The organism is Pseudohaemophilus paraphrohaemolyticus (genome assembly GCF_003253115.1).
GTDB lineage: Bacteria > Pseudomonadota > Gammaproteobacteria > Enterobacterales > Pasteurellaceae > Haemophilus_A > Haemophilus_A paraphrohaemolyticus_A.
The window spans coordinates 124150-147037 of sequence record NZ_QEQF01000004.1; the positions used below are offsets into that span (position 1 = coordinate 124150).

General features: G+C 39.1%; 24 protein-coding genes. 5 read left to right on the forward strand and 19 right to left on the reverse strand.

Going from position 1 to position 22888, the window contains the following annotated elements; genetic code table 11:
- Positions 1-90 precede the first annotated feature (90 nt).
- From ssb to DPV92_RS05675, 6 genes are all read right to left on the reverse strand, one after another.
- Positions 91-393 (reverse strand): single-stranded DNA-binding protein, encoded by a 303-nt coding sequence (gene ssb, locus DPV92_RS05650; RefSeq protein WP_225791966.1) that lies wholly within the window; start codon positions 391-393, stop codon positions 91-93.
- Positions 394-532: 139 nt separating this feature from the next.
- Positions 533-775, reverse strand: coding sequence for a hypothetical protein (locus DPV92_RS05655; RefSeq protein WP_111354046.1), 243 nt, complete (start codon positions 773-775; stop codon positions 533-535).
- A 66-nt stretch (positions 776-841) separates the two neighbouring features.
- On the reverse strand, positions 842-1066 hold the full coding sequence (locus DPV92_RS05660; RefSeq protein ID WP_111354047.1) for a hypothetical protein: 225 nt from the start codon (positions 1064-1066) through the stop codon (positions 842-844).
- 38 nt (positions 1067-1104) lie between these two features.
- Positions 1105-1749, reverse strand: coding sequence for an adenylate kinase (gene adk, locus DPV92_RS05665; RefSeq protein ID WP_005709021.1), 645 nt, complete (start codon positions 1747-1749; stop codon positions 1105-1107).
- Between the two features lie 56 nt (positions 1750-1805).
- On the reverse strand, positions 1806-2402 hold the full coding sequence (locus DPV92_RS05670) for an aminotransferase class IV family protein (protein ID WP_111354048.1): 597 nt from the start codon (positions 2400-2402) through the stop codon (positions 1806-1808).
- The gene (locus DPV92_RS05675; protein ID WP_111354049.1) at positions 2380-3351 is read right to left on the reverse strand and encodes an aminodeoxychorismate synthase component I; all 972 of its coding nucleotides are present in this window, start codon (positions 3349-3351) and stop codon (positions 2380-2382) included. Before DPV92_RS05675 ends, DPV92_RS05670 begins: the two co-directional genes overlap by 23 nt.
- Before the next feature lie 385 nt (positions 3352-3736).
- Here DPV92_RS05675 and DPV92_RS05680 point away from each other — a divergent pair, with 385 nt between their 5' ends.
- Together DPV92_RS05680 and yjjG are read left to right on the forward strand one after the other, a co-directional pair.
- Positions 3737-4624, forward strand: coding sequence for a transcriptional regulator GcvA (locus DPV92_RS05680; RefSeq protein ID WP_111354050.1), 888 nt, complete (start codon positions 3737-3739; stop codon positions 4622-4624).
- Between the two features lie 8 nt (positions 4625-4632).
- Entirely contained in the window at positions 4633-5307 is a 675-nt protein-coding gene (yjjG, locus tag DPV92_RS05685) for a pyrimidine 5'-nucleotidase (protein ID WP_111354051.1), read from the forward strand.
- Positions 5308-5361: 54 nt separating this feature from the next.
- On the opposite strand, the gene dnaQ is transcribed toward yjjG, so the two are convergent.
- From dnaQ to mglB, 12 genes are all read right to left on the reverse strand, one after another.
- Positions 5362-6126: a DNA polymerase III subunit epsilon gene (gene dnaQ / locus DPV92_RS05690; protein ID WP_111354052.1), complete on the reverse strand. Its 765-nt coding sequence runs from the start codon at positions 6124-6126 to the stop codon at positions 5362-5364.
- A 6-nt stretch (positions 6127-6132) separates the two neighbouring features.
- Positions 6133-6633: a recombination regulator RecX gene (gene recX, locus DPV92_RS05695; protein ID WP_111354053.1), complete on the reverse strand. Its 501-nt coding sequence runs from the start codon at positions 6631-6633 to the stop codon at positions 6133-6135.
- A 57-nt stretch (positions 6634-6690) separates the two neighbouring features.
- Positions 6691-7866, reverse strand: coding sequence for a recombinase RecA (gene recA, locus DPV92_RS05700; protein WP_111354054.1), 1176 nt, complete (start codon positions 7864-7866; stop codon positions 6691-6693).
- Positions 7867-8133: 267 nt separating this feature from the next.
- Positions 8134-9384 carry a lipoprotein-releasing ABC transporter permease subunit LolE gene (gene lolE / locus DPV92_RS05705; protein ID WP_111354055.1) on the reverse strand — a complete coding sequence of 417 codons (1251 nt, stop codon included), beginning with the start codon at positions 9382-9384 and terminating at the stop codon, positions 8134-8136.
- Positions 9384-10064, reverse strand: a complete 681-nt coding sequence (gene lolD / locus DPV92_RS05710) for a lipoprotein-releasing ABC transporter ATP-binding protein LolD (protein ID WP_111354056.1) — start codon at positions 10062-10064, stop codon at positions 9384-9386. Before lolD ends, lolE begins: the two co-directional genes overlap by 1 nt.
- Positions 10064-10792, reverse strand: coding sequence for a hypothetical protein (locus DPV92_RS05715; RefSeq protein WP_111354057.1), 729 nt, complete (start codon positions 10790-10792; stop codon positions 10064-10066). The genes lolD and DPV92_RS05715 overlap by 1 nt, the downstream gene beginning before the upstream one ends.
- Positions 10767-12374: a TaqI-like C-terminal specificity domain-containing protein gene (locus DPV92_RS05720; protein ID WP_111354058.1), complete on the reverse strand. Its 1608-nt coding sequence runs from the start codon at positions 12372-12374 to the stop codon at positions 10767-10769. Before DPV92_RS05720 ends, DPV92_RS05715 begins: the two co-directional genes overlap by 26 nt.
- The gene (locus DPV92_RS05725) at positions 12367-13539 is read right to left on the reverse strand and encodes a lipoprotein-releasing ABC transporter permease subunit (RefSeq protein ID WP_111354059.1); all 1173 of its coding nucleotides are present in this window, start codon (positions 13537-13539) and stop codon (positions 12367-12369) included. Before DPV92_RS05725 ends, DPV92_RS05720 begins: the two co-directional genes overlap by 8 nt.
- A 274-nt stretch (positions 13540-13813) precedes the next feature.
- Complete coding sequence (locus DPV92_RS05730) at positions 13814-14761, reverse strand: 2-hydroxyacid dehydrogenase (protein WP_111354060.1); 948 nt, start codon at positions 14759-14761, stop codon at positions 13814-13816.
- Between the two features lie 126 nt (positions 14762-14887).
- Entirely contained in the window at positions 14888-15898 is a 1011-nt protein-coding gene (gene mglC / locus DPV92_RS05735; protein ID WP_111354061.1) for a galactose/methyl galactoside ABC transporter permease MglC, read from the reverse strand.
- Between the two features lie 14 nt (positions 15899-15912).
- The gene (mglA, locus tag DPV92_RS05740; protein WP_111312551.1) at positions 15913-17412 is read right to left on the reverse strand and encodes a galactose/methyl galactoside ABC transporter ATP-binding protein MglA; all 1500 of its coding nucleotides are present in this window, start codon (positions 17410-17412) and stop codon (positions 15913-15915) included.
- 62 nt (positions 17413-17474) lie between these two features.
- Complete coding sequence (gene mglB, locus DPV92_RS05745; protein ID WP_005709023.1) at positions 17475-18467, reverse strand: galactose/glucose ABC transporter substrate-binding protein MglB; 993 nt, start codon at positions 18465-18467, stop codon at positions 17475-17477.
- Between the two features lie 244 nt (positions 18468-18711).
- Here mglB and DPV92_RS05750 point away from each other — a divergent pair, with 244 nt between their 5' ends.
- The 3 genes from DPV92_RS05750 (at position 18712) to DPV92_RS05760 (ending at position 21533) form a co-directional block, all read left to right on the forward strand.
- Positions 18712-19410, forward strand: a complete 699-nt coding sequence (locus DPV92_RS05750; protein WP_111354087.1) for a ribonuclease T2 family protein — start codon at positions 18712-18714, stop codon at positions 19408-19410.
- Positions 19411-19638: 228 nt separating this feature from the next.
- A complete protein-coding gene (locus DPV92_RS05755) occupies positions 19639-20130 on the forward strand; it encodes a SprT family zinc-dependent metalloprotease (RefSeq protein WP_111354062.1) in 492 nt (163 codons plus the stop codon).
- Positions 20131-20252: 122 nt separating this feature from the next.
- Positions 20253-21533, forward strand: a complete 1281-nt coding sequence (locus DPV92_RS05760) for an NAD(P)/FAD-dependent oxidoreductase (protein ID WP_111354063.1) — start codon at positions 20253-20255, stop codon at positions 21531-21533.
- 54 nt (positions 21534-21587) lie between these two features.
- Here DPV92_RS05760 and tyrS read toward each other — a convergent pair whose 3' ends face one another.
- Entirely contained in the window at positions 21588-22778 is a 1191-nt protein-coding gene (tyrS, locus tag DPV92_RS05765; protein WP_111354064.1) for a tyrosine--tRNA ligase, read from the reverse strand.
- Positions 22779-22888: the final 110 nt, after the last annotated feature.

Consider the following 22888-nt stretch of genomic DNA (forward strand, 5'->3'; position numbering starts at 1 on the left):
GGCAAAAAGACGGGATAATCCCACATAGAGAAACATCAACATCTTCTGGCCCATATCCGGAGCTTTTTGCCTTCGCCTAAAAATTTCAGATTAAAACTCTATATCATCAAAATTGTTTGGCTGTCCTTGATATGGAGGATATTCACCAGGCTCATTATTTTGAGCAGTAGGCTTCGATTGAGAACTTGTATTAGACAACATGAGCAGATTACGCCCTTGAATGTCTGTCACATAACGCTTAATATTTTGTTTGTCGGTATATTCTTTATTACACAACTTTCCTTCAACGTAAATCAGTCCACCTTTCTTAAGGTATTGCCTATCAATCTCAGCTAAACGACCATAGAAAACAATACGATACCATTCTGTTTTCTCTTTTTTCTCTCCGCTGATTTTATCAGACTAACTTTCACTTGTTGCAACGGAAAGCGTTGTAATTGCTTCACAGTTAGGCACTGCACGCAGCTCTGGGTCATTACCAATTACAACCAATAAGCTCAACTTTATTTAAACTCAACATAAAACCATCCTTTTAGTAGGTAATAAAAAAGTATATCCACGCAGACACATTAACAATAATCAAGAATAGGAAAACCCAAAGACCAAAGTTTCCTTCTCCCCCTTCGGCAAATTCTTTTTTAGAATCAGAAAATCCATTTGTCATATCCTGTATAGAGCCTGAACCATATCCATTCCCTCCTACATCGACGCTAGAACTATTTATCATTGGCAATCCTGTCGCAGGGTTTATATCATAATTATTATATTCATCCATATATCCTCCTATTATCTATGGTTTATATTCCTGATTATTTTTCTTTGTATTTTCTACCTGTTCATTCTATATCATATTATTTTGATTTTTCCGATCTTGATGCAAATTCTCAAATTCTTGAGAATCTAGATTGTGTTTATCCCTTAGCTCTTTTGATTTTTGCGTTGGATCTTTCACGCCTTGTTCTTGGGCCATTTTTTCAATACGAGCTGAGTCAGCTTTATCAGCCCTGTGCCGTAAAACTCCGTCCTTCAGGGCGGAGATATAAGGCACAGGGCTGAAAAAAAGCATAGTAAATGGTTTTACTATGCCTCAAATGTAAGATTAAATTAGCCTAAAATTTTTGCTAATTCAGCACTTACTTCTTCAACTGGTTTTGTACCATCTAAACGCTCATAGCGGGTATTGCCTGCTTCGGCTTCAGCGGTGTAGTAAGCAATAAGCGGTTTGGTTTGTTTGTGGTAAATCGCTAAACGCTCTAACACGGTTTCAGCTTTATCATCTGGACGAATGATTAAATCTTCGCCAGTTACATCATCTTTACCTTCCACTTTTGGTGGATTGTAAACCACGTGGTAAGTACGGCCAGATGGTTGGTGTACGCGGCGACCGCTCATACGTTCTACGATCACTTCATCAGCCACATCAAACTCTAATACTAAGTCAATTTTAACGCCTGATTCTTTTAATGCGTCTGCCTGTGGAATGGTACGCGGGAAGCCATCTAATAAAAAGCCATTTGCACAGTCTGGTTGAGCAATGCGGTCTTTCACTAATGCAACGGTTAATTCATCTGGTACTAATTTACCTTCGTCCATCAACGCTTTGGCTTGTTTGCCAAGCTCCGTGCCTTCTTTGATTGCAGCACGGAACATATCGCCTGTTGAGATTTGTGGGATACCAAATTTGTTCATAATGAACTGTGCTTGCGTGCCTTTGCCTGCACCTGGTGCACCTAAAAGAATAATTTTCATAAAAACCTCTTTGTGATTAAAAACGTCTCTATTTTATAAGGGAATGGCACATTAGTCTATAAAGTAATATGCTGAGTAGATATCGCTCGGCTCTCGTCAAATGGGTTCATAGCGTTAATCATCATCACTTTTTCATATTGATGAATTTCATCGGTGTAGATCTCTTTTAATTGAACTTGATTTTCACTTAATAATCGGCTTAATTGTGTGCCTTTTAAAAGATAATTTTTCGGGCCATACCAAATTCCATCTTTTAAAAAAATCAGATTACCAATTCGGCAATCAGTAACTTTTTTATCTTGAATAATAACTGCCTCATCTTTTGTCACCTTTATACATTCAAATATTGTTCTGTTAGTATATTTGAAAGTATAATCTAAGTCATCCAAATAAACACATTGATAGTTTCTTATTTCTCTTCTTTGGTAAGCCGAAAAAATAATATTAAAATCTTGTTGATTATAATCAATTCGGCATTTTATCAATCCATTCTGATATTCTGTTGGCACCTGTATAATTTCTTCTAAATTAAATACCGACATTTTCTGAAATAATTTCTCTATCGTATTATCCATTCTTGCCTGATGGAAAGCTAAATTTTGCGGAATGCCATCTATAATTGCAATGGTTTCAAACACAGGAAATAGGGACATACACTTTCTCCAAAATTTCTTGATACTCTTCTTCTAGGCTACTTTGTGAAGTAATGCCACCGCCGCTGCGGAATTGCATTTCACCTTGCTCGTTCTTTTCAATGTAGCGAATTGCCACCGCACTTTCTAAACTTTCGCCATCAAAATAACCAAAAATACCCGTGTAGTAGCCTCGTTTTTCACCTTCGGCTTGTTGAATAATCCGCATAGTTTTCTCTTTAGGAGCACCGCTAATAGAACCTGCGGGCAAGAGCTTACTCAAAAGTGAGCCTATTTCTATCTGCCAATTTTCATCTAATTCGCCACAAATTTCAGAACTCGTTTGATAAATTGCCCCACGGTGGGTTTCAATTCTTTCAACATAGCGATATTTTGTCACTTGAATATTTTGGGAAACAATAGCTAAATCATTTCGAATTAAATCAACAATGGTGTTATGTTCTTCAAATTCTTTTTTTGAATCTAATAATTTTTGTTTTGCATTTTCTTCACTTTCATTAATTGTGCCTTTCATTGGGTAAGAATAGATTTTATTATCTTTAATATGAATAAAAGTTTCAGGCGAAAAGCAGACAAATTTATCTTGATAGAGTAATTTATATTTTGCTTGGCTTTTAATAAAAATCTCTTTAAGCGAATAATTTGTTTGAATTTGGGTAGGGAAGGCAAGATTTAATAAATAACTATTACCTTTTTGAATTTCATTTTTTACCAATTCAAAGGCAGTTTGATAGCGGTCGAATTTTAATGGTCTTCTGCTAAATTCAAATTGCTTATCAAAATCAGAGAATGAAACGTTATTGCAGGTCGGAAATTGAAAAAATATTTGATGTGAGGAGCATTCTGCTAATGGCAGCAAAACGGGCTGCTTTTGTTCAAAATCAATCAAGAAGAAAAACGGTTTTCTGGCTGAACTAAAGGCATTAGCTTGTTTAATAAAGGATTGCATAGATAAAACCTAAATTGATACCATAAAAAAAGCCCCTCAAAGTGAGGGGCATAAAACCAAAAGGGTTAAAAAAATATACAGGAAGTGAAACGAGTAAAAATCAAAGATTTTCACTCTAGTCTAGTTTCCTAGACCAATATGCAAACACAACATCATACTTAAAATTAGAAATAGTAAAATCACTATCACTATCCGTCTAAGTACGGCAATGATTATAGAGATATCGGAGCAGTTAAACAAGCGAGAATTTTTTATTTAGACTATTAGAAAAAATAATGCAATAATAGCAGGGATAATAAAGAAACGCTATTTTATTAGGAATAGCAAAAACGAGTTTGATTATGCGCCTTTATAAGTGGCGTTTCAAGCTGAAAAAGGAAATTTTATGAATAAAAAACTCCCACCACTCAATGCATTAAAAGCCTTTGAAGCGGCAGCACGCCACCTTAACTTTACAAAAGCAGCGGAAGATCTTTTTGTAACTCAAGCTGCGGTGAGTCATCAAATTAAAATTTTGGAAGATTTTTTAGGCGTGAAACTCTTTCATCGTAAAAATCGTTTACTTGAACTTACTGAACTAGGTTCGCAATATTTTGCTGAAATTCAACCGCTTTTAGAGAAAATCGCGATAGCAACGGAAAAGGTTAAACTTAAAACTGCTCGCCAAATTTTGGCAATCAGCACCACGCCTTCATTTGGTATGCACTGGCTTGTACCACGTTTAAATGATTTCCACCAACGCTATCCAGATATTGAAGTACGTTTAACCACAATGCCACAAGATGAAGGCTTATTCGGCAAAGATACCGATGTTGCAATTTATTACGGCAACGGTAATTGGAACAATTTAGAAGCGATTGAGCTGGTAAAAGCACGCATTATGTTACTCGCTTCGCCAGAATATTTGAAAGATAACCCTATTGAAAAACCAGAAGATCTGGCGGGTAAAAACTTGATCCACGTTTGCTCTTCAACCAAATGGAAACAGATGGTAGAGCATCTCAAGCTCGATATGGACATAGAAACAGGTCCCATGTTCGGCACAACCTCAATGGGCATCCAAGCAGCAAAACACGGGCAGGGCGTCGTGGTCGCAAACCGAATGCTTGCTCAAGATGAGATCGAAGAAGGTTCAGTGGTTGAGCCGTTAATGACCAATGTTTACGATGAAAAAGCATTCTACGTGGTTTATCCTCCACAAATGGCGGAAAGCACCAAAGTGAAATGCTTTGTTGATTGGATTACTGAAGAGATTAAAAATAGCTATAAATAAGGAAAATAATGAGATATAACTGGGTTCTTTTTGACGCGGATGAAACGCTCTTTTCGTTCAACTCCTACTTAGGCTTAACCGCAATGCTCAAGCGCTATGGCATTGATTTTACGCGTGAAGATTACGATGCTTTTCAAGCGGTCAATAAATTGCTTTGGGTTGCATACCAAAATAATGAAATCACCGCAGAAGATATTCAAATGCGTCGTTTTGCCAAATTAGCTGAGCAAACAGGCGTGCACCAAATTCAGCTTAACCAGGAATTGATGGCAGAAATGGCAAAAGTCAGCAAGCCGCTTGATGGCGTTATGGAAATGCTGGAAGCACTTTATCCTGAAGTTAAAATGGGTATTATTACTAATGGTTTTACCGAACTACAACAGCAACGTTTGCAAAACACCCAAACCGAAAAATTCTTCGAAATTGTCGTCGTTTCTGAACAAATTGGCGTGGCAAAACCAGACCGAAAAGTGTTTGATTATGCCTTTTCGCAAATGGATGAGCTAGATAAAACCAAGATTCTTATGGTGGGTGATACCCTCGCTTCCGACATTCTAGGCGGCTACAATTCCGGCATTGATACTTGCTGGTTTAATCATGCGAATCTTGTAAATGACACAAAAATCCAACCAACTTATGAGGTTAAAGATATTCGTGAGTTGGTGGGGATTGTGAAGGGGTAAATTCCAAGCATATAAAAAATGGCTTAGTACTTTAAGTTCTAAGCCATTTTTAGTTTACTGTATGCTTTCCGTTTCCATTCGTTTCAGCCAAATGCAATTCTCTTTTGACTTTTTATTGATCAACGCCATAAAAGCCTCGTGGGCTTCAAGCTCAGAAGAGGTGGCTTGGAAAACAATAGTTCCGCTGGAATCCACGTCTTCTCTTGCAATTTCTTCTTGAGATTCAACCGCTTGTGCGTTCTCTTCTGTTTCATCTGCTAGCAAGGCAATTTGACCGCCTGTCATCATTAGGAATACATCAGCCAGAATTTCCGCATCCAGTAATGCCCCGTGGAGGACACGCTTGCTATTGTCGATGCCTAAGCGATCGCAAAGTGCATCCAAGTTGTTTCGTTTACCAGGGTACATTTTACGAGCCATTGCAAGGCTGTCGGTAACGGTGCACATCTCAGCTGTTTTTGGTGGCGGATTTTTCAAGAATGAAAATTCATGATCCATAAAGCCCACGTCGAAGGGCGCATTATGAATAACAAGTTCTGCACCTTTAATAAAATCCACGAACTCGTGAGCAATTTCGGCGAAAGAGGGCTTATCTTGCAAGAACTCGTTAGTAATGCCGTGAACTTTAATCGCCTCTTCTTCAACTTCGCGAGGTGGCTTGATATAAACGTGATAGGTTCGCCCTGTTAAGCGGCGATTGATGACCTCAACTGCTCCAATTTCGATAATATTGTGCCCAATGTGCGGTGCACCGTTAAAGTTCATCCCCGTGGTTTCGGTATCTAGCACCACTTGTCTGTGTATTTCTTGTTCTTGCATTATTCTTTATTCATCGAATTCATCATCGTTGTCATTATAATCTATTTCCATCAAATGACTAAAATGATCCTGATAAAATCCGCGGCTGACCATAAATCGCCACATTTTCTGCTTTGCTTTGATGTCCCAAACATGTGGGCGTTTTCGCTCAAAAACTTGCTCGGCAATTTTATAAAAATCAATCTCTTCTTCGGCTTCGTCCATCGCAGCTGCAATTAAGTATTCTGGCACGCCCTTCATTTTCAGTTCTTGCTTTAAGCGACGCGGTCCAATTCCTTGTTGGGAACGATAGCGAATAAAAGAGGTACAAAAACGTTCATCGCTTTGCCAGTTGTGCTCTTGTGCTTTTGTAATGGCTTCATCAATTTCAACCGTGTCATACTCTTTAAGTTTGAGCTTTGAACGGAGCTGCTTCTCGGTGTAATCTCGTTTCGAAAGAAGATAAAGCGTATAGTTTAAAGCACTGTATTTATGTACTTTTTTATCGGTAATTTTTTGTTCTGTCATTATTGATTTGGTATAGAAAAAATGCGACATTTCTGTCGCATTTGATCATGACTATGATTAAAGCTCTTCTTCGTTGAATTCTTCTTCGATTTCTTCAATATTTTCTAATTCTTCGATATCAGTATCTACTTCTTCAACATCATCTGCACCTTTGTCTTTTTTGCCTTTTTTCGGACTAGGAGCTAATGCAGTGTTTGGATTTTTCATAAATAATTCGCGAAGATCTGCTTCAATTTTCGCCGCCACTTCAGGATGCTCGGCTAACCATTTAATTGCATTATTTTTACCTTGACCGATTTTCTCGCCTTCGTAAGAGAACCAAGCACCAGATTTATTGATGAAGCCTTGTTTTTCAGCCAAGATAAGTAATTCATTGGTGCGTGCAATACCTTCGCCATACATAATATCAAAGTTTACTTCACGGAATGGCGGAGCCACTTTATTTTTCACCACTTTTACTTTCGTTTCGCTACCAATGATGTTATCGCCATCTTTCACCACACCTGAACGACGAATATCTAAACGCACAGAAGAGTAGAATTTCAACGCATTACCACCTGTCGTGGTTTCTGGGTTACCAAACATCACGCCAATTTTCATACGGATTTGGTTGATGAAGATTACCAAGCAGTTAGTGGTTTTGATGTTAGCCGTTAATTTACGTAATGCTTGAGACATCAAACGAGCTTGTAACCCCATATGTGAGTCGCCCATATCGCCTTCAATTTCTGCTTTTGGTGTTAATGCCGCTACAGAGTCCACGATAATCACATCCACTGCGCCAGAACGTACTAATGCATCACAAATTTCTAATGCTTGCTCACCGTTATCTGGCTGAGAAATCAATAAATCATCGGTGTTTACGCCTAATTTCTGTGCATAAACTGGATCAAGTGCGTGCTCCGCATCAATAAAGGCACAAGTTTTACCCGCTTTTTGTGCTTGAGCAATGGTTGATAACGTTAAGGTTGTTTTACCTGACGATTCTGGCCCGAAGATCTCAACGATACGCCCCATCGGTAAACCGCCAATCCCTAACGCCATATCTAAACCAAGTGAACCAGTTGAAACCGCTTCAATATCCAAGTTCTCTGTTTGACCCAATTTCATAATTGAGCCTTTACCAAATTGCTTTTCAATTTGCGCTAATGCCGCTGCAAGGGCTTTCTCACGTTGTGCTGGATCTGTCTGCTTTACTACAACGTTTTTATTGCTTTTTTTCTCTGCTGCCATAGGTTAATCCTTGTATCATAAATTAGTTTAAAAATGGTTATATTCTGTTCAATTTTGAACAACTTAACTGGATGCCAGTATAGTGGTTTACTATACAGTTTCAAGTTTTTTTGAAGAAAAAACTAGAAAATGGAGAGTGTTTGATTAGATAACAGGCAAAATAGTGGATAAAATGATTAAATTTCAATCTTTTTATGTTCGGAAATTTATCATATTTTAAATAAATCCCCTCTCCCTTAATCGGAGAGGGGTAAGGATAGGGGGAAATCAATACCCACTCAACACCTTCGCAGGCTCTAATTTTGCTGCGCGTGATGCAGGGTAGAGGCTTGCGCATAAGCTCAAGACAATGGTGGCAAGCAACACATAAGCAATATCTTGCCAATGCAATTCGCTTGGTAGGAAATTGACAAAATAAACGCCTTCAGAAAGCACCTGAATGCCAAATAGGTTTTCCAGCCCCTTGATAATACTGGTTAAATTTAAAGCTAACCCCACACCAAGCAGAATGCCTAATACCGCCCCTTTCATGCCTGAAAGTAAGCCATACCAGAGGAAAATCCGTTTAATAAAACCGTTATTTGCCCCAAGTGTTCGCATAATCGCGATATCACCTTGCTTATCTTTTACCGCCATCACCAGCGTTGAAATAATGTTGAAACACGCTACACCTATGACAAGCACCATTGCAATATACATCACTGTGCGAACTAGCTGGATGTCGTTATACATATAGCCAAATTTATTGACCCAAGTGTTCAAATAAAGCGGTTGATTAAAGTGATTTAATTGCGAAAGATCCAACTGCTGCACATCAAAGGGAGAACGCAAAGCCAACTCCACGCCCGTCACTTCGCCTTGTTCGTAATCTAACAATTCTCGTGCTTTTTCAATCGGTAGCAAGGCATAGCTGTAATCCAACTGCCCCTCTAATTTCAAAATGCCTGTAATTGGTAAGTTAAAACGCAACGGCTGAGCCAAGCGGTCGTTTTCACTTGCTTGTGGCAGCAACAAAGTCACCTCATCGCCTACATCTACTTCGAGTGCTTTCGCGATGCCTGCTCCTAAAATCAAACCGCCTTCTTTTTTAAAAACATCCCATTGATTACCTTGCACAAAATGCCCAAGCTGGCTCACGCTCTCTTGCTTTTGCGGATCAACACCTCGCACTTGAGCAATTTTGAGCTGCGTGCCGTTTTCAATCAAAGCTGTAAAGGTAATAAATGGGGCGGTGGCAAGCACGTTTTCACTCTGTTTAACCAATTTTTCGAGCTGAACAGGATCTCTAATTACGCCCTCTTTATTGCCATCGTACGCATAAACTTCCGCGTGTGGCACAACGGAAAGCACACGCTGATTAAGCTCACGCTCAAAGCCATTCATTGCACTTAAACCAATAATCAACACTGCCACGCCCAAGGCAATTCCTATTGTAGAAAACCACGAAATCAGAGATACAAGGCGATTTTTCTGCTTACCTTTTTGATAACGCCAACTAATAAAAAACGGAGTGTTCATCAGCCTTCCTCACGCAATACACCATCTCGCATCACGAAACGACGCGAGAGTTTTTGGGCCAAATTTAGATCGTGGGTCACCAATAAAAACGCGATATTTTGTTCTGCATTGAGCTGTTTAATCAGATCAAAAATGCTCTCGGTGGTTTTTTGATCCAAGTTCCCTGTTGGCTCATCTGCAAGTACTAAATCAGGATTATTCACTAAAGCACGAGCAATTGCCACACGCTGACGCTCACCGCCTGAAAGCTCTGATGGACGATGAGTAATTCGGTGAGATAATCCGACCGCCTGCAACATCTTTTCAGCAAGATCTTTTGCTTCCGATTTGTTCTGTTTTCCAATTAACATCGGCATCATCACGTTTTCCAATGCAGTGAAATCCGCCATCAAATGATGGAACTGATACACAAAGCCTAAATGCTGATTTCGTAAGCTCGCAAGTTTATTCGCACTCAGTTTTTGCAAGGATTGATCTTGAATCCACACCTTGCCCGAACTCGGTTGGTCTAATCCGCCAAGCATATGTAAAAGCGTACTTTTGCCCGAACCTGAACTCCCTACAATTGCCACCAGCTCGCCACCATTCATTGAAAAAGAAACCTCTTTCAATACCTGAACTTTGTGATCGCCCTCGTCATAAAATTTACTTATGTTTTCACAGCGGAGTAATGTTGTCATTACGATTTACCTTTTCTTGCTACAGCATCTTTAATCGCTTTTTCGATATCATTGTCACTTAATTTATATTCATCAAACAGATTTATATTGTCATTTTTTATATGTAACTGACCTTCATTACCATAATTTCCGCGATGATGTCCTTTTGAAAAGGACTTATGAGAGGCAACTTCATCTGAATTTAAAACCCATAGAATAATTTCATCACGAAATACCGCTAGCCAAATAAACACATCACAACATTGAGGCTTTAATTGTTGAAAATTCATTAAAAAGCGTTTATGAGTATTACTTGATAATGCTTTAATATATAAAGGTCCATCGCTATCAGAATCTACAGCTCTTGAAGCCTTAACTTCAATTTTGATTCCATCTAGCCATAAATCATATTCACCTTTAAAATCAGCATCTAATTTTTTAGATGGAGAAAGCAATTTATTACTTTTCCCTTTTACATAAGTTTGTGCAAATTTCTCGCCAAAATCTCGAGGTGCTGAGATTTCAAATATCCATAAGTTTGGATTTGAATTGATATATTCTGTTCTAATATCAATGTATTGCTCGTAAGTTAAACCTTTCTTTTCAATAAGAGAAATAATAAGATGCTCATACTCATTGAAAGGATAGACTGCTCCATCATCTTCTATCATTTGTAAAACATCCATAAGATCTTTTTCACTACCAGAGAAAGAAGAGATAATTCTATTTTTTAATTCTGAAAGTTCCATTTTTTTCCTTAACTAAACCTAATAATGATAAATATTCAATTTCATTAAATAAGTTATCCTTTATAAATTGAGGGTAGATAGGCAATTGCTCTAAATCACCTCTTAATACTTTATGGGTATTAAATAACTTATTAAAGACCCAATTCATAAAACTGCTATTAAATAAATCAGATAATACTTGCATAGAAACAGGAAAACCTTTCTCAACTATTATCATATTAGCGCTATTCAATACATAATACTTGTCTTTATCATAGTAGAAACATAAGTTAGAAGAAATAAATTTATAAATTAACTTTTGTTCTGCTTCAAATATTTCTCTAGGTGCAACCTGCTGATATTGTGAGAAATCCTTTGATAAAAAATTGGTTGCAGATTTTAATCCTTCTTTCGTAATATCAGACCCTTTAAACACAGGAATAGAATCAGTAAATGGTTGTTTTTTCAGGAATTTTGCATTATTTCCAGTTACAATACCTAATCCCCATTTAGCTCTATGTTCTAATGTTTCATATGGTAAACTGAATAAATATTCAATAACCTTGGATTCTTGAGCATCACAATTTAAATTAAAAATTAATTTTGGATTAGAAATAAACGATTTTGCACTTCTATTAAAGATATTGCCTTTATAATTACAGATAATATCTTTATCTGAATTTGATTTTCTTTTATTCAAAACAAAAGAAACTGCCCCAGTTTGTAAACCTTTAAATGCTTTACCATAATCTGTTAGGTTTAAAATATCATACTTTAACATTTCTTGTCTGGCTGCTTCGAATGCCGCAACATTGAAAAATGCTTCTGGTAAAATCAATCCTAAATTACCATTTTTCTTTAGCAGAGAAAGAGATGCGAAAAAGAATAAAGAGCAAGTGTCATTACTTGTTCCTGCATTTAATAAATTTGCATAAAACTCTTTATCTTTCTTATCTATTTTTTTACCCCATGGAGGATTAGTATAAATAAGGTCATATTCTTCTAAACCATTTTCTTTATACTTTTCTAAGAAATCAGCACAAATAATATTTTCTGAAATATACCCTGTCTTTTCTTTTATACGTTTCTTAGTAATTTCTACTGCAAGTGGATCAATATCTATGCCATAAATATTTTCTGGCTTCACACCTAGTTCTATAGCACGCATAATAAAGTTTCCAGAACCACAACAAGGATCTAGAAATGTTTTTTTTGATAAATCACCTTTTATATTGAGTAAATCATTAACTATTTCTTCAGGAGTGTAGTAAATTCCTTCTTTATTTCTATAAGAATCAGATAAACTTTCTTCATATCTCTTACCAAGATAGGCAATATTATTACTCTCTATCTCTTGAAGAATAAATTTGGTAAGTTCTTGATGGTTATGGCTATCCTTCTGGGATTTGTTTGCCCGAGAAGTTAATTTCTCTTTTCCTAATTTATTCGCTTTAAATTCAAATACAGATTGTTTATCAATTTTCCCTTTTTCGATTAAAGATAGATAGCCAGTTTTAACCCAATTTCGAATTGTTGCAGTTGATACAGAAAAAAATTCAGCGGTTTCTGCAATAGTAAAAGCATTATTCTGCATTTTATTCATACCTCAACGCCTGAGCTGGCTCAATTTTCGATGCGCTAAATGCGGGATAAAGCGTACATGCGAGCGATAATAAAATCGATACCACCGCAATCACCGTAATTTGCGTTGGAGAAACCAAAGTTGGCAACACAATCGCAGGGTTAATTATTGCGATCAAGACATCTAAATTCATCGCAGCAACTACGCCTAATATTACGCCTAAAATTGAGCCGATAATTCCCACAATCGAGCCTTGGAAAATAAAGATTTGCATCACTTGCGGTTTTGTTAAGCCTTGAGTTTGCAAAATCGCAATTTCTCCCTGCTTATCCACCACCATTAAGCTTAACGAGGTAATAATGTTAGAAATTGCGACCACGATAATGAGACTTACCAACAAACCCATCATATTTTTTTCCATTTTCACCGCTTGGAAAAACTCGCCTTTCTGCTCACGCCAATCGTGGATTTGGTATTGTTCTTCAGGGAAGTAACGTCTTAATTCGGTAACTTGGAACGGATCGTTTAAATACAAGCGTATGCCTTGAATATGCTCGTTATCGATCCTGAGCAGTCGCCCCACATCTGCTAAATTCGCAAACAGCGTATATTCGCTGCCATTACTATTCGCATAATAGAACCCTGAAATATGAAACAGACGTTGCATCGGTACGCGTCCCATCGGTGTGTATTGGCTGTTTTCAGTAATCATAATGCGGATTTTTTCGCCTACATTCAGATTCAATTTTTGAGCCAATTGCCAGTTAATTAGCACGTTAAATTCGCCTTCGGGCAGAAGCTGCGCCACATTTTCGCCATTTAAAAGCGGATCATCTTGGGCGTTTTCCACGCCAATTAGCGAGCCTGCTTCAATCCCTTGCTGACTTTGAATAATGATATTCGTGCTGTTAATTGGGTTGGCTTGAATCACAAAATTTGGTTGGGGCAGTTGCTCATTTTTTGTAAAATGCCCATCAATTGGCATCACAACCGCATGTGGCAGTGTGGAAAGCAAATTACGCTTTTGCATATTTTCCAAGCCGTTCATAATGGAAAGCACAACCACCAATGCCATTACACCTAGCACAATGCCAAAGCTGGCGAGGTTGGTCACCAGTCGCCCAAAGCGGTCGGTACTTTTCGTTCGCCAATACCGCCAAGCGATAAATAGGGGGGTAAAGTTCATCGTTTTCTATCAATAATGTTATGTTGAAAGATTAGCCTCTCCCCTTGTGCGAGAGGGTGAATTTCGCTTTATTCAGAAGTAAAATTCGGGAGAGGGGTAAGCTGTCAATTTTGACCGCTCTTTTACAAAAGCGGCTTCGTACTCCGTTTTCAGTCCCCCTCTCTATGATTTTCACAAAACCGTTGCTTTGTAAAAATCTGTCTCTCTCACAAGGGGAGATAGTAAAAAAGGGAAGACCATCTTACCATCTTCCCTCTTTTTGCTAAAACATTAATTACTTGCCAGTTTTCACAAACTCTTCAATATTTTGCGCAACTTTATTCACCAAAGTCGTTACCGCTGAATCACTTGCCCACGCAATGTGTGGCGTAATCAACAAGTTTGGTAAATGTTTTGCAGCTTGAATGAGTGGGTCATCAATCGCTGGGGGCTCTTTTACCAGCACATCTAACGCAGCACCTGCAATTTGGTAAGTTTCTAACGCATTCAACAATGCTTTTTCATCTACCACGGGGCCACGGCTGCAGTTAATCAAATAAGCTGTTGGTTTCATCAATGCCAAGGTTTCTGCGTTAATTAAGTTTTGAGTTTGTTCCGTAAGCGGGCAATGCAACGTGATCACATCCGCATGTTTGAACACCTCTTCAAATGGGGTGTAACCTTCACGAATCGTGCTCGCACCTTTGTGCTCTGCAAAAATTACTTTCATTCCGACCGCTTGTGCAAGGCGTGCCACCTCAGCCCCGGTGTTCCCTCTGCCGAATACGCCAAGCGTTGCGCCACGAATATCGGTAATGGGATAATCGGTGTAACAGAACTGCCCGCAAGTTGCCCAACGGTCGCTACTCACTTGATCATGGTGGTAGCTCATTAAGCTATGTTTGAGCGAGAAGATCATTCCCAACACGTGTTCTGGCACGGTCACAGAAGAGTAACCTGTGACATTTTTCACACAAATTCCAAACTCTTTTGCGGCCACTAAATCCACATTATTTGTGCCTGTTGCAGTAATCGCAATCAGTTTTAATTTGGGTAATTTCGCCAATAATTCACGCCCAAGCAACACTTTGCTTGTCACGATAATATCCGCATCTTTGGTACGCTCGAAGGTTTCATCCGCGCTAGTTCGGTCATACTCCACCCAATTATGCGGAAAACTTGGACGAGGAATATCGTGTGTGGCAGGAATACCTGTGCGGTCTAAAAATACAATGTTTAGCATAGCAAGCTCCTTTTTCTTTCGTGTTGTAAGGGATATGCAAGCGGTCGAGTTTACAAAAAATATTGCAAATTCGACCGCTTGTCATTGATGTGTAAGGGTAAATTGCCCTTACTTTATTCTGATTAACTATTTTTTCTTCGCGTATTTCAATGAGTCAATTGCTACTGCTAAGACGATAATGCCACCTTTGATGATGTATTGCCAGTAAGGGTTTACGCCGATGTAGGTTAAGCCGTAGTTGATAACGGTGAAGATTAACACCCCTGTTACTACACCGATAATTGTACCCACACCACCTGCGAATGACACACCACCTACTACGCAAGCTGCAATTGCGTCCATTTCATACATAAAGCCTAAGTTGTTGGTTGCACTACCGATACGACCTGCTTCTAACATACCACCGAAGGCGTAGAAGATACCAGATACCATATAGATGCCCATTAAGTTCATTGCCACGTTTACGCCTGAAACTTTTGCAGCTTCTGGGTTACCACCAATCGCGAATACATTTTTACCAAAGCGAGTTTTATTCCATAAAATCCACATAATCACGGTTGCAATCGCTGCATAAATAGTGATGTATGAGAGCTTAAAGCCACCAATTCGGAAGAAACCTTGTGCGAAGTCAGAGAAGCTTCCACTAAAGCCTGCGATTGGTGATGAACCTACTGCATCATAGTAAAGTGAGTTGATACCATAGATGATGATCATTGTCCCCATTGTGGCAATGAATGGCGTTACGTTTAAGTAAGCAATCACAAAGCCGTTAAACAAACCGATAATTGCACCGATACCGCATATGATAAGCACCACCACTGGGATTGGCATTTCAGCAAGGTTCGGGAATACTTTGTTCATATTATCCATTGCTTGTAAGAGCGTAGCAGAGATTACCGCAGCAAGACCGACCTGACGACCAGCGGATAAGTCGGTACCTTGGGTAACAATCAGCCCTGCGACACCAAGAGCGATAATTAAACGTACTGAAGATTGGGTTAAGATGTTACTAAAATTTCGTAAACTCAAAAAGCTAGGATCTTGTGCGATGATGATAATAAGTAAGATCAATAACACAAAATAGATGGCATTTTGTTTCAGAAAATTAAGTGCTTTGTTAGGTTGTACAGCAGACATAATTCACTCCTGATTTATAAGTATTTTGCCGCAAGTTGTAAGATTTCTTCCTGGGAGGTTTTTGCCGTTTCGACAATGCCCGCCACTTTACCATTACTCATCACAATAATTCGGTCGGTAACACCAAGTAATTCTGGCATTTCCGATGAGATCATAATGATGCCTTTTCCTTTATTGGCAAGTTCAAGGATCAGTTGGTAAATCTCAAATTTCGCCCCGATATCGATACCACGGGTTGGTTCATCTAGCATTAACACTTCTGGTTGGGTTAATAACCAACGTCCGATGATCACTTTTTGTTGGTTACCGCCTGAAAGTGAGCCAATCGATGTGCCGTGCGATGGGGTTTTTACGTTCATTGAGTCAATTACCCATTGGGTATCGCTTTTCATTTTTTTGTTACTCAATAAGCCGAATTTGCCTAAGTACGATTTCATATTTGAAATGAGGGAGTTAAATTCGATACTTAAATTAGCGTAAATCCCTGTTGAACGACGCTCTTCGGTAACCAAAGCAAAGCCGTTGTTAATCGCTTCAAAAGCGTTGTGGTTACGAATTTCTTTGCCGTGAAGTTTAATCACACCGCTTGCTTTTTCACGCACACCAAAGATAGTTTCTACAATATCGGTGCGTTTCGCACCCACTAAGCCGGCTACACCAAGAACTTCGCCTTTGCGTAGCTCGAAGCTGACATCTTGAATAGACGGTTGGTTTTTCGCGGTTAAACGTTCCACTTCTAAAATCACTTCTTGTGGTATGTTGGTTTTTTCTGGGAAACGTTGGGTTAATTCACGCCCTACCATCATAGAAACCACTTGATCCATTGAAGTGTCTTTAATTGCAACCGTGTTAACCCATTTACCATCACGTAAAATCGTAATTTCATCACAAATTTTGAAGATTTCATCCATCTTGTGTGAAATATAGATGATGCCACAGCCTCTATCTTTTAATTTTTGGATAATTTTAAATAAATGCTCTACCTCTTTTTCTGAAAGTGAAGAAGTCGGTTCATCCATAATGACAATTTTAGCATTGTAAGAGAAAGCTTTGGCGATTTCGATCATCTGCATTTCAGACACAGAGAGTTTTGCCACTTTTTCTCTTGGATCAACATCAATGTCTAATTCATCAAAAATTGCTTTGGTATCACGATACATTTTATCATGATCCACAAAAGGGCCTTTTAGTGGATAACGTCCGAGCCAAAGGTTATCCATTACGCTCACTTGTTTAACTAGGTTCAACTCTTGGTGAACCATTGAAATACCATTTTCAAGTGCCTCTTTAGAAGTTTTGAAATTAACGGGCTTACCTAAAAACAGTATTTCACCTTCATCTTTTGCATAAATACCAAACAAGCATTTTAAAAGAGTCGATTTCCCCGCACCGTTTTCACCCATTAAGGCGTGTACGCTGTGCGATTTTACCGTTAAATTGGCGTGGTCTAAGGCTTTTACCCCAGGAAACGACTTACTAACGTTTGTCATTGTGAGTAGTACTTCGCTTGTCATATCTCACTCCGTGTAAAAAATTGAGGCACAGCGAACACGCCTGTGCCTCGTGTTTTAATAATTTATTTTAAGAATTTATCTAAGTTGCTTGCATCAACACCTAAATAAGGAATACGAGCGACTTTATCTTTTAATTTAATTTCTGTGCCTGCAGTTGCATCTTTACCTGCTGCAAGGTTAGTTGATAATGCGATAACAGCTTTCGCTTGACCCACACCATCATTTAACACAGTACCTGCAATTTCACCTTTTTTGATAAGTTGTAATACTTCAGGTAACGCATCCACACCGAAGATTGGTAATTTTTTACCGTGTGCTTTAGTCGCTTCTAATGCACCCATTGCCATACCATCGTTGTTTGAAATAATCACTTCAATTTGGTCTGCTTTCGGGCTAGTTAACCAAGCGTCAGTTTTATCTTTCGCCATTGCCGCATCCCACATACCAGTGTCGATGAATAATTGCTCAGTTTGAATACCTTGTTTGTTTAATTCATCTACAACGTATTTTGTACGTGCTTCCGCATCTGGGTGACCTGGTTCACCTTTTAATAATACGTATTGGATTTTACCGTCTTTATTTAAGTCTAACGCAGGGTTCGCTTTCCATTGTTTCGCAATTAAGTCACCTTGAATCACACCTGATTCTTTCGGGTCTGTACCCACATAGTAAGCGTGTTCATAACTACCAATCGCTTTTGCACCTGGGTCTTTGTTGAAGAAGATCACCGGCACATCATCCCCTTTCGCTTTACCAATAATGGTTGGTGCTGCTGATGGGTCTACTAAGTTGATAGCTAATGCTTTCACACCTTTAGAAAGTAAGCCATCAACTTGGTCGTTTTGGATAGATTGTGTGTTTTGAGAGTCATTCATTAACAACTCGACATCTTTATGTTGAGCCGCTTCTTTTTCGATTTCTTTACGCATTAACGCCATAAAGTTATCGTCATATTTATAAATGGTCACACCGATACGATCTTTCGCTTGAGCAGTACCTACTGCTGAACCTAATGCAACCGCGAATGCTACAGCACTTAAAATCATTTTTTTCATAGAATTTCCCCTTAAGTGGAATGACATAGAGAGATTTTAGAGAGTCATTAAATTGTTATACCCTAACAACTTGCTCCAGATAATATAGATTTGTGGAGGAATAATCCGTGATCTGCTTCACAAAATTTAACATTTGATTTTCTTTTTGCTGAAATTTTCGCCAAATTTGCAAAATTTTTGGCTTTTTCAACCACTTGTTTTATAGTACAAGCCTTTAATGATTGGCTTTTACCCTATTTATTTTATGAAATTAACCAAAAAAACGATTAACCTGCTGATTTTTCTCTTTGCGATTATTGTTTCTTACTTTTTAAATCAGCAAGAAAAATCAAAATCTGCTCAAACAACCACTTCCAACACCGCTCAACAAGCGGTCAAAAATAGTTACGATATTGTAATGGCAGACGACAAATACGGACAAAATGCCACCGCACCTGTTGATTACTATATGCTTGTACTCTCGTGGTCGCCTTCCTTTTGCGAGGCTCAACGTGAAAAGAACAATGGTAAAATTCCTGAAAAGGCGACCTATCAATGCGCTAGCGATAAAAAATTTGGTTGGGTCATTCACGGGCTTTGGGCACAGAATAAAAATGCTAGAACAGTTGAAGATCACCCTCGTTTTTGCCAAGGCGACTTACCGTCTGTTTCACCACAGATTATCGAAAAATATTTGCCCGAATCCCCTGGAGCTTCACTCTTACAAGGTGAATGGGAAAAGCACGGTGCTTGTGCTTTCAACGATCCTGAAAGCTATTTCGCCAAACAAAAAGCCTTGTTTGATGATTTAGTCTTGCCTGATACGTGGATGCGAAATAATGAACTTTTCCGATGGATGCGTAAAAATAATCCACAATTAGACCGCGTGTATTTGGGCGCAAGCAAGAATGAGCTTTATATTTGCTATGACAAAAAATGGAATGTGATGGATTGTCCGAGGTAATATAAAGTAATTTCTTCGTTAATTAAGACTGCCACAAATGCTTGCATTTGAACGTTACTTTAGCAACGGCACGAAGTGTTAGCGATCTCCCCCTACCCCTCTTTGCTAAAGAGGGGAATGTTTTTGATGAGGAATAAAGATCTTCATTTTCACTTAGATTCCCCCCTCTTTAGCAAAGAGGGGTAGGGGAGATTTGGCAGAATAAAATCCAACTAGATAAATAATTTTATGCCAGACCTAAGAATCCTCAAACTCCAAGCCCAACGCCAGCTAAAGCAAAGCCTTGTGCTAGCCAACCAATTCTTTAACAAAGAATTTACAATCCCCGTGATGAATTTTGAACTCCGCGGGCAAAAAGCGGGCGTGGCGTATTTACAGCAAAATGAAATTCGCCTAAATCCTGTTTTACTTGTAGAAAACGGCACAGCATTTATCCAACAAGTTGTGCCGCATGAGCTTGCTCATTTACTCGTTTATCAACAATTTGGGCATGTGCAACCGCACGGCAAAGAGTGGCAAATGATGATGGAGCAAGTGCTTGGCGTGCCTGCAGAAATCTACCATCAATTCAGCACAGCAACTGTTGCAAAGCAATTTTCTTATCAATGCGACTGCCAAACACATCTGCTTTCAGTCCGCCGACACAATGCTATTCAATGCAACCAACGTAGTTATATCTGCCGAAATTGTAAGCAACCATTGCGATTTTTGCCCACTTAACATCTCCTACAAGCGGGAAGATTTCGTTAAAAAATCGTTAAAATGGCTAGACATTCCGTTCAAAGTCCTTACAATTCACGCCAGTTTATTTTTTTAATTTCTAAAATATTTCGGAGTATAAAATGGAAAAAATCGTGATTGTCGGCGGTGGTGCTGGAGGTTTAGAACTGGCAACCTATTTAGGTAATAAATTAGGCAAAAAAAAGAAAGCAGAGGTGCTTTTGATCGACCGCAACGCAACCCACCTTTGGAAACCGTTATTACACGAAGTTGCAACAGGTTCTTTAGATGATGGTACAGACGCAGTGAGCTACCGTGCTCATGCGACTAACCACTATTTCCACTTCCAACAAGGCACGCTTACAGGTGTAAATCGTGAGCAAAAAGAGATTGTGTTAGAGCCGCTTTTAGACGAAAACGGTGAAGTGTTAGTTGCCGAGCGTCATATTGCATACGACAAATTAATTCTTGCCATTGGCAGTAAATCAAACGATTTCGGCACCAAAGGTGTGACAGAACACTGTATTTTCTTAGACAGCTCTGAGCAAGCAAAACACTTCCAAAAACGTATGCTTGAGCTATTTTTACGCTTCTCACATAGCCAAGATAAAGATGTAAAAATCGCAATCGTGGGCGGTGGGGCAACAGGGATTGAACTTTCTGCCGAACTTTACAACGCAGCTTCACACTTAAATGAATACGGTTTCGGTAAATTAAACCGTGCAAGCTTAAAAGTAGCACTTGTGGAAGCCGGCCCTCGCTTGATTCCTGCATTAACTGAAAAAGTGTCTGCTTCAGCTCTTTCAGAGTTACGCAAAGCAGGCGTCGATGTGCATTTGAACACAATGATCACAGAGGCAGTAGAAGATGGTTTAATTACTAAAGATGGTGAAAAAATTGAAGCCGATTTAATGGTATGGGCAGCAGGCGTGAAAGCACCAGATTTCATCAAAGAGTTGGATTTTGAAACTAACCGCTTAAACCAAATCGAAATCACCGATTTAATGCAAACCACGGTAGATAAAGATGTGTTCGTAATTGGCGACTGTGCTGCACTGATTCAAAACGGTAAACCAATTCCACCACGTGCACAAGCTGCTCACCAAATGGCAACTCAATGTGGTAAAAACATTGTGGCATTATTAGAAGGCAAAGAGATGAAACCGTTTAAATTTAACGACAAAGGTTCATTACTTTCATTCTCACATTTCGGCACGGTGGGTAACTTGATGGGTAACTTAATGAAAGGCGATATGTTTATTGAAGGTAAAATTGCACGACTTGCCTACCTTTCACTTTACCGTATGCACCAAGTTGCATTACACGGCTGGTTTAAAACAGGCTTGATTTTATTAGTAGGACAAATCAACCGCTTCTTGCGCCCTTCAATGAAATTACACTAATGCCATAATAAATTACATAAAATAGGCGAGATTAACTCTCGCCTTTTTTCTTTCTTATTTCACCGTCACACGAGCAAATTTACGTTTACCCACTTGGTAAACAAAAGTGCCTTTTTGTGCGTTTTGGCGAACATCATCGACTTTCTCGCCATCAATTTTTACGCCACCTTGTTGAGCAGAGCGGATGGCTTCAGAGGTTGATGGCACTAAGCCCGCCTCTTTTAATAAGGTTGCTAAACCAATTTCGCCTTCAAAGGTAAATTCAGGCATTTCATCTGGCATCGCTCCTTTTTGGAAGCGGTTAATAAATTCCTGTTCTGCAGCGTTTGCCGCATCTTCGTTGTGGAAACGTGCAATGATTTCTTTCGCAAGTAAAATCTTCACATCACGTGGGTTTTTGCCTGCTTCCACGTCCGCTTTTAATTGTGCGATTTCTGCAAGCGGTCGGAAAGAGAGTAAATTATACCAATCCCACATTAACTCGTCAGAGATTGACATAATTTTTCCAAACATCTCGCTTGGAGCTTCGGTGACGCCGATGTAGTTCCCAAGCGATTTCGACATTTTTTTCTCGCCGTCTAAACCCACTAAAAGCGGTAAAGTCATCGCCACTTGCGGCTTTTGACCCGCTGATTTTTGTAATTCACGACCGATCAACAAGTTGAAGGTTTGGTCTGTACCGCCGAGTTCCACATCGGCTTCTAATGCTACCGAGTCGTGACCTTGCAATAATGGGTAAATGAACTCGTGGATCGCGATAGATTGTTGGTTTGCAAAGCGTTTTTTGAAGTCATCACGCTCAAGCATACGTGCAACGGTGTAGTTTGACGCTAAACGAATCATACCCACCGTGCCGAGTTCGCCCAACCATTCTGAGTTAAATACGATACGCGTTTTTTGCGGATCTAAAATTTTGAAAATCTGCTCTTTATAGGTTTCTGCGTTGCGTAATACATCTTCACGAGAAAGCGGCGGACGGGTGGCATTTTTGCCTGATGGATCGCCCACCGTTGCGGTAAAGTCACCAATTAAGAAAATCACTTCGTGTCCAAAATTTTGGAATTGACGTAGTTTATTTAACACCACCGTGTGACCTAAATGAATATCGGGTGCTGTTGGGTCTGCACCTAGTTTTACACGTAATGGACGGTTTTCTTTAAGTTTTTCGATTAAATCGGCTTCGGAGTAAATATCTTCTACACCACGCTTAAGCTCGGCAAGAATCGTTTCGATTGATTGGCTCATAATATTCCTTAAAATAGGCTGAAAAATGGCTCTATTATAGCGTTTTTGAAAAAAAAGTGAAAAAAAACGCCGTATTTTGTGGGGGAATACGGCGCAAAGAGTTGGAGTGA

Coding starts and splice junctions, on each gene's coding strand:
- DPV92_RS05755 (WP_111354062.1), top strand. CDS start 19,639: ATGCCAGACCTAAGAATCCTCAAACTCCAAGCCCAACGCCAGCTAAAG.
- DPV92_RS05660 (WP_111354047.1), bottom strand. CDS start 1,066: ATGCTTTTTTTCAGCCCTGTGCCTTATATCTCCGCCCTGAAGGACGGA.
- tyrS (WP_111354064.1), bottom strand. CDS start 22,778: ATGAGCCAATCAATCGAAACGATTCTTGCCGAGCTTAAGCGTGGTGTA.
- DPV92_RS05655 (WP_111354046.1), bottom strand. CDS start 775: ATGGATGAATATAATAATTATGATATAAACCCTGCGACAGGATTGCCA.
- DPV92_RS05675 (WP_111354049.1), bottom strand. CDS start 3,351: ATGCAATCCTTTATTAAACAAGCTAATGCCTTTAGTTCAGCCAGAAAA.
- DPV92_RS05720 (WP_111354058.1), bottom strand. CDS start 12,374: ATGAATAAAATGCAGAATAATGCTTTTACTATTGCAGAAACCGCTGAA.
- adk (WP_005709021.1), bottom strand. CDS start 1,749: ATGAAAATTATTCTTTTAGGTGCACCAGGTGCAGGCAAAGGCACGCAA.
- lolD (WP_111354056.1), bottom strand. CDS start 10,064: ATGACAACATTACTCCGCTGTGAAAACATAAGTAAATTTTATGACGAG.
- recX (WP_111354053.1), bottom strand. CDS start 6,633: ATGACAGAACAAAAAATTACCGATAAAAAAGTACATAAATACAGTGCT.
- DPV92_RS05760 (WP_111354063.1), top strand. CDS start 20,253: ATGGAAAAAATCGTGATTGTCGGCGGTGGTGCTGGAGGTTTAGAACTG.
- mglA (WP_111312551.1), bottom strand. CDS start 17,412: ATGACAAGCGAAGTACTACTCACAATGACAAACGTTAGTAAGTCGTTT.
- recA (WP_111354054.1), bottom strand. CDS start 7,866: ATGGCAGCAGAGAAAAAAAGCAATAAAAACGTTGTAGTAAAGCAGACA.
- lolE (WP_111354055.1), bottom strand. CDS start 9,384: ATGAACACTCCGTTTTTTATTAGTTGGCGTTATCAAAAAGGTAAGCAG.
- dnaQ (WP_111354052.1), bottom strand. CDS start 6,126: ATGCAAGAACAAGAAATACACAGACAAGTGGTGCTAGATACCGAAACC.
- DPV92_RS05670 (WP_111354048.1), bottom strand. CDS start 2,402: ATGTCCCTATTTCCTGTGTTTGAAACCATTGCAATTATAGATGGCATT.
- mglC (WP_111354061.1), bottom strand. CDS start 15,898: ATGTCTGCTGTACAACCTAACAAAGCACTTAATTTTCTGAAACAAAAT.
- DPV92_RS05680 (WP_111354050.1), top strand. CDS start 3,737: ATGAATAAAAAACTCCCACCACTCAATGCATTAAAAGCCTTTGAAGCG.
- DPV92_RS05730 (WP_111354060.1), bottom strand. CDS start 14,761: ATGCTAAACATTGTATTTTTAGACCGCACAGGTATTCCTGCCACACAC.
- DPV92_RS05725 (WP_111354059.1), bottom strand. CDS start 13,539: ATGAACTTTACCCCCCTATTTATCGCTTGGCGGTATTGGCGAACGAAA.
- mglB (WP_005709023.1), bottom strand. CDS start 18,467: ATGAAAAAAATGATTTTAAGTGCTGTAGCATTCGCGGTTGCATTAGGT.
- yjjG (WP_111354051.1), top strand. CDS start 4,633: ATGAGATATAACTGGGTTCTTTTTGACGCGGATGAAACGCTCTTTTCG.
- DPV92_RS05715 (WP_111354057.1), bottom strand. CDS start 10,792: ATGGAACTTTCAGAATTAAAAAATAGAATTATCTCTTCTTTCTCTGGT.
- DPV92_RS05750 (WP_111354087.1), top strand. CDS start 18,712: ATGAAATTAACCAAAAAAACGATTAACCTGCTGATTTTTCTCTTTGCG.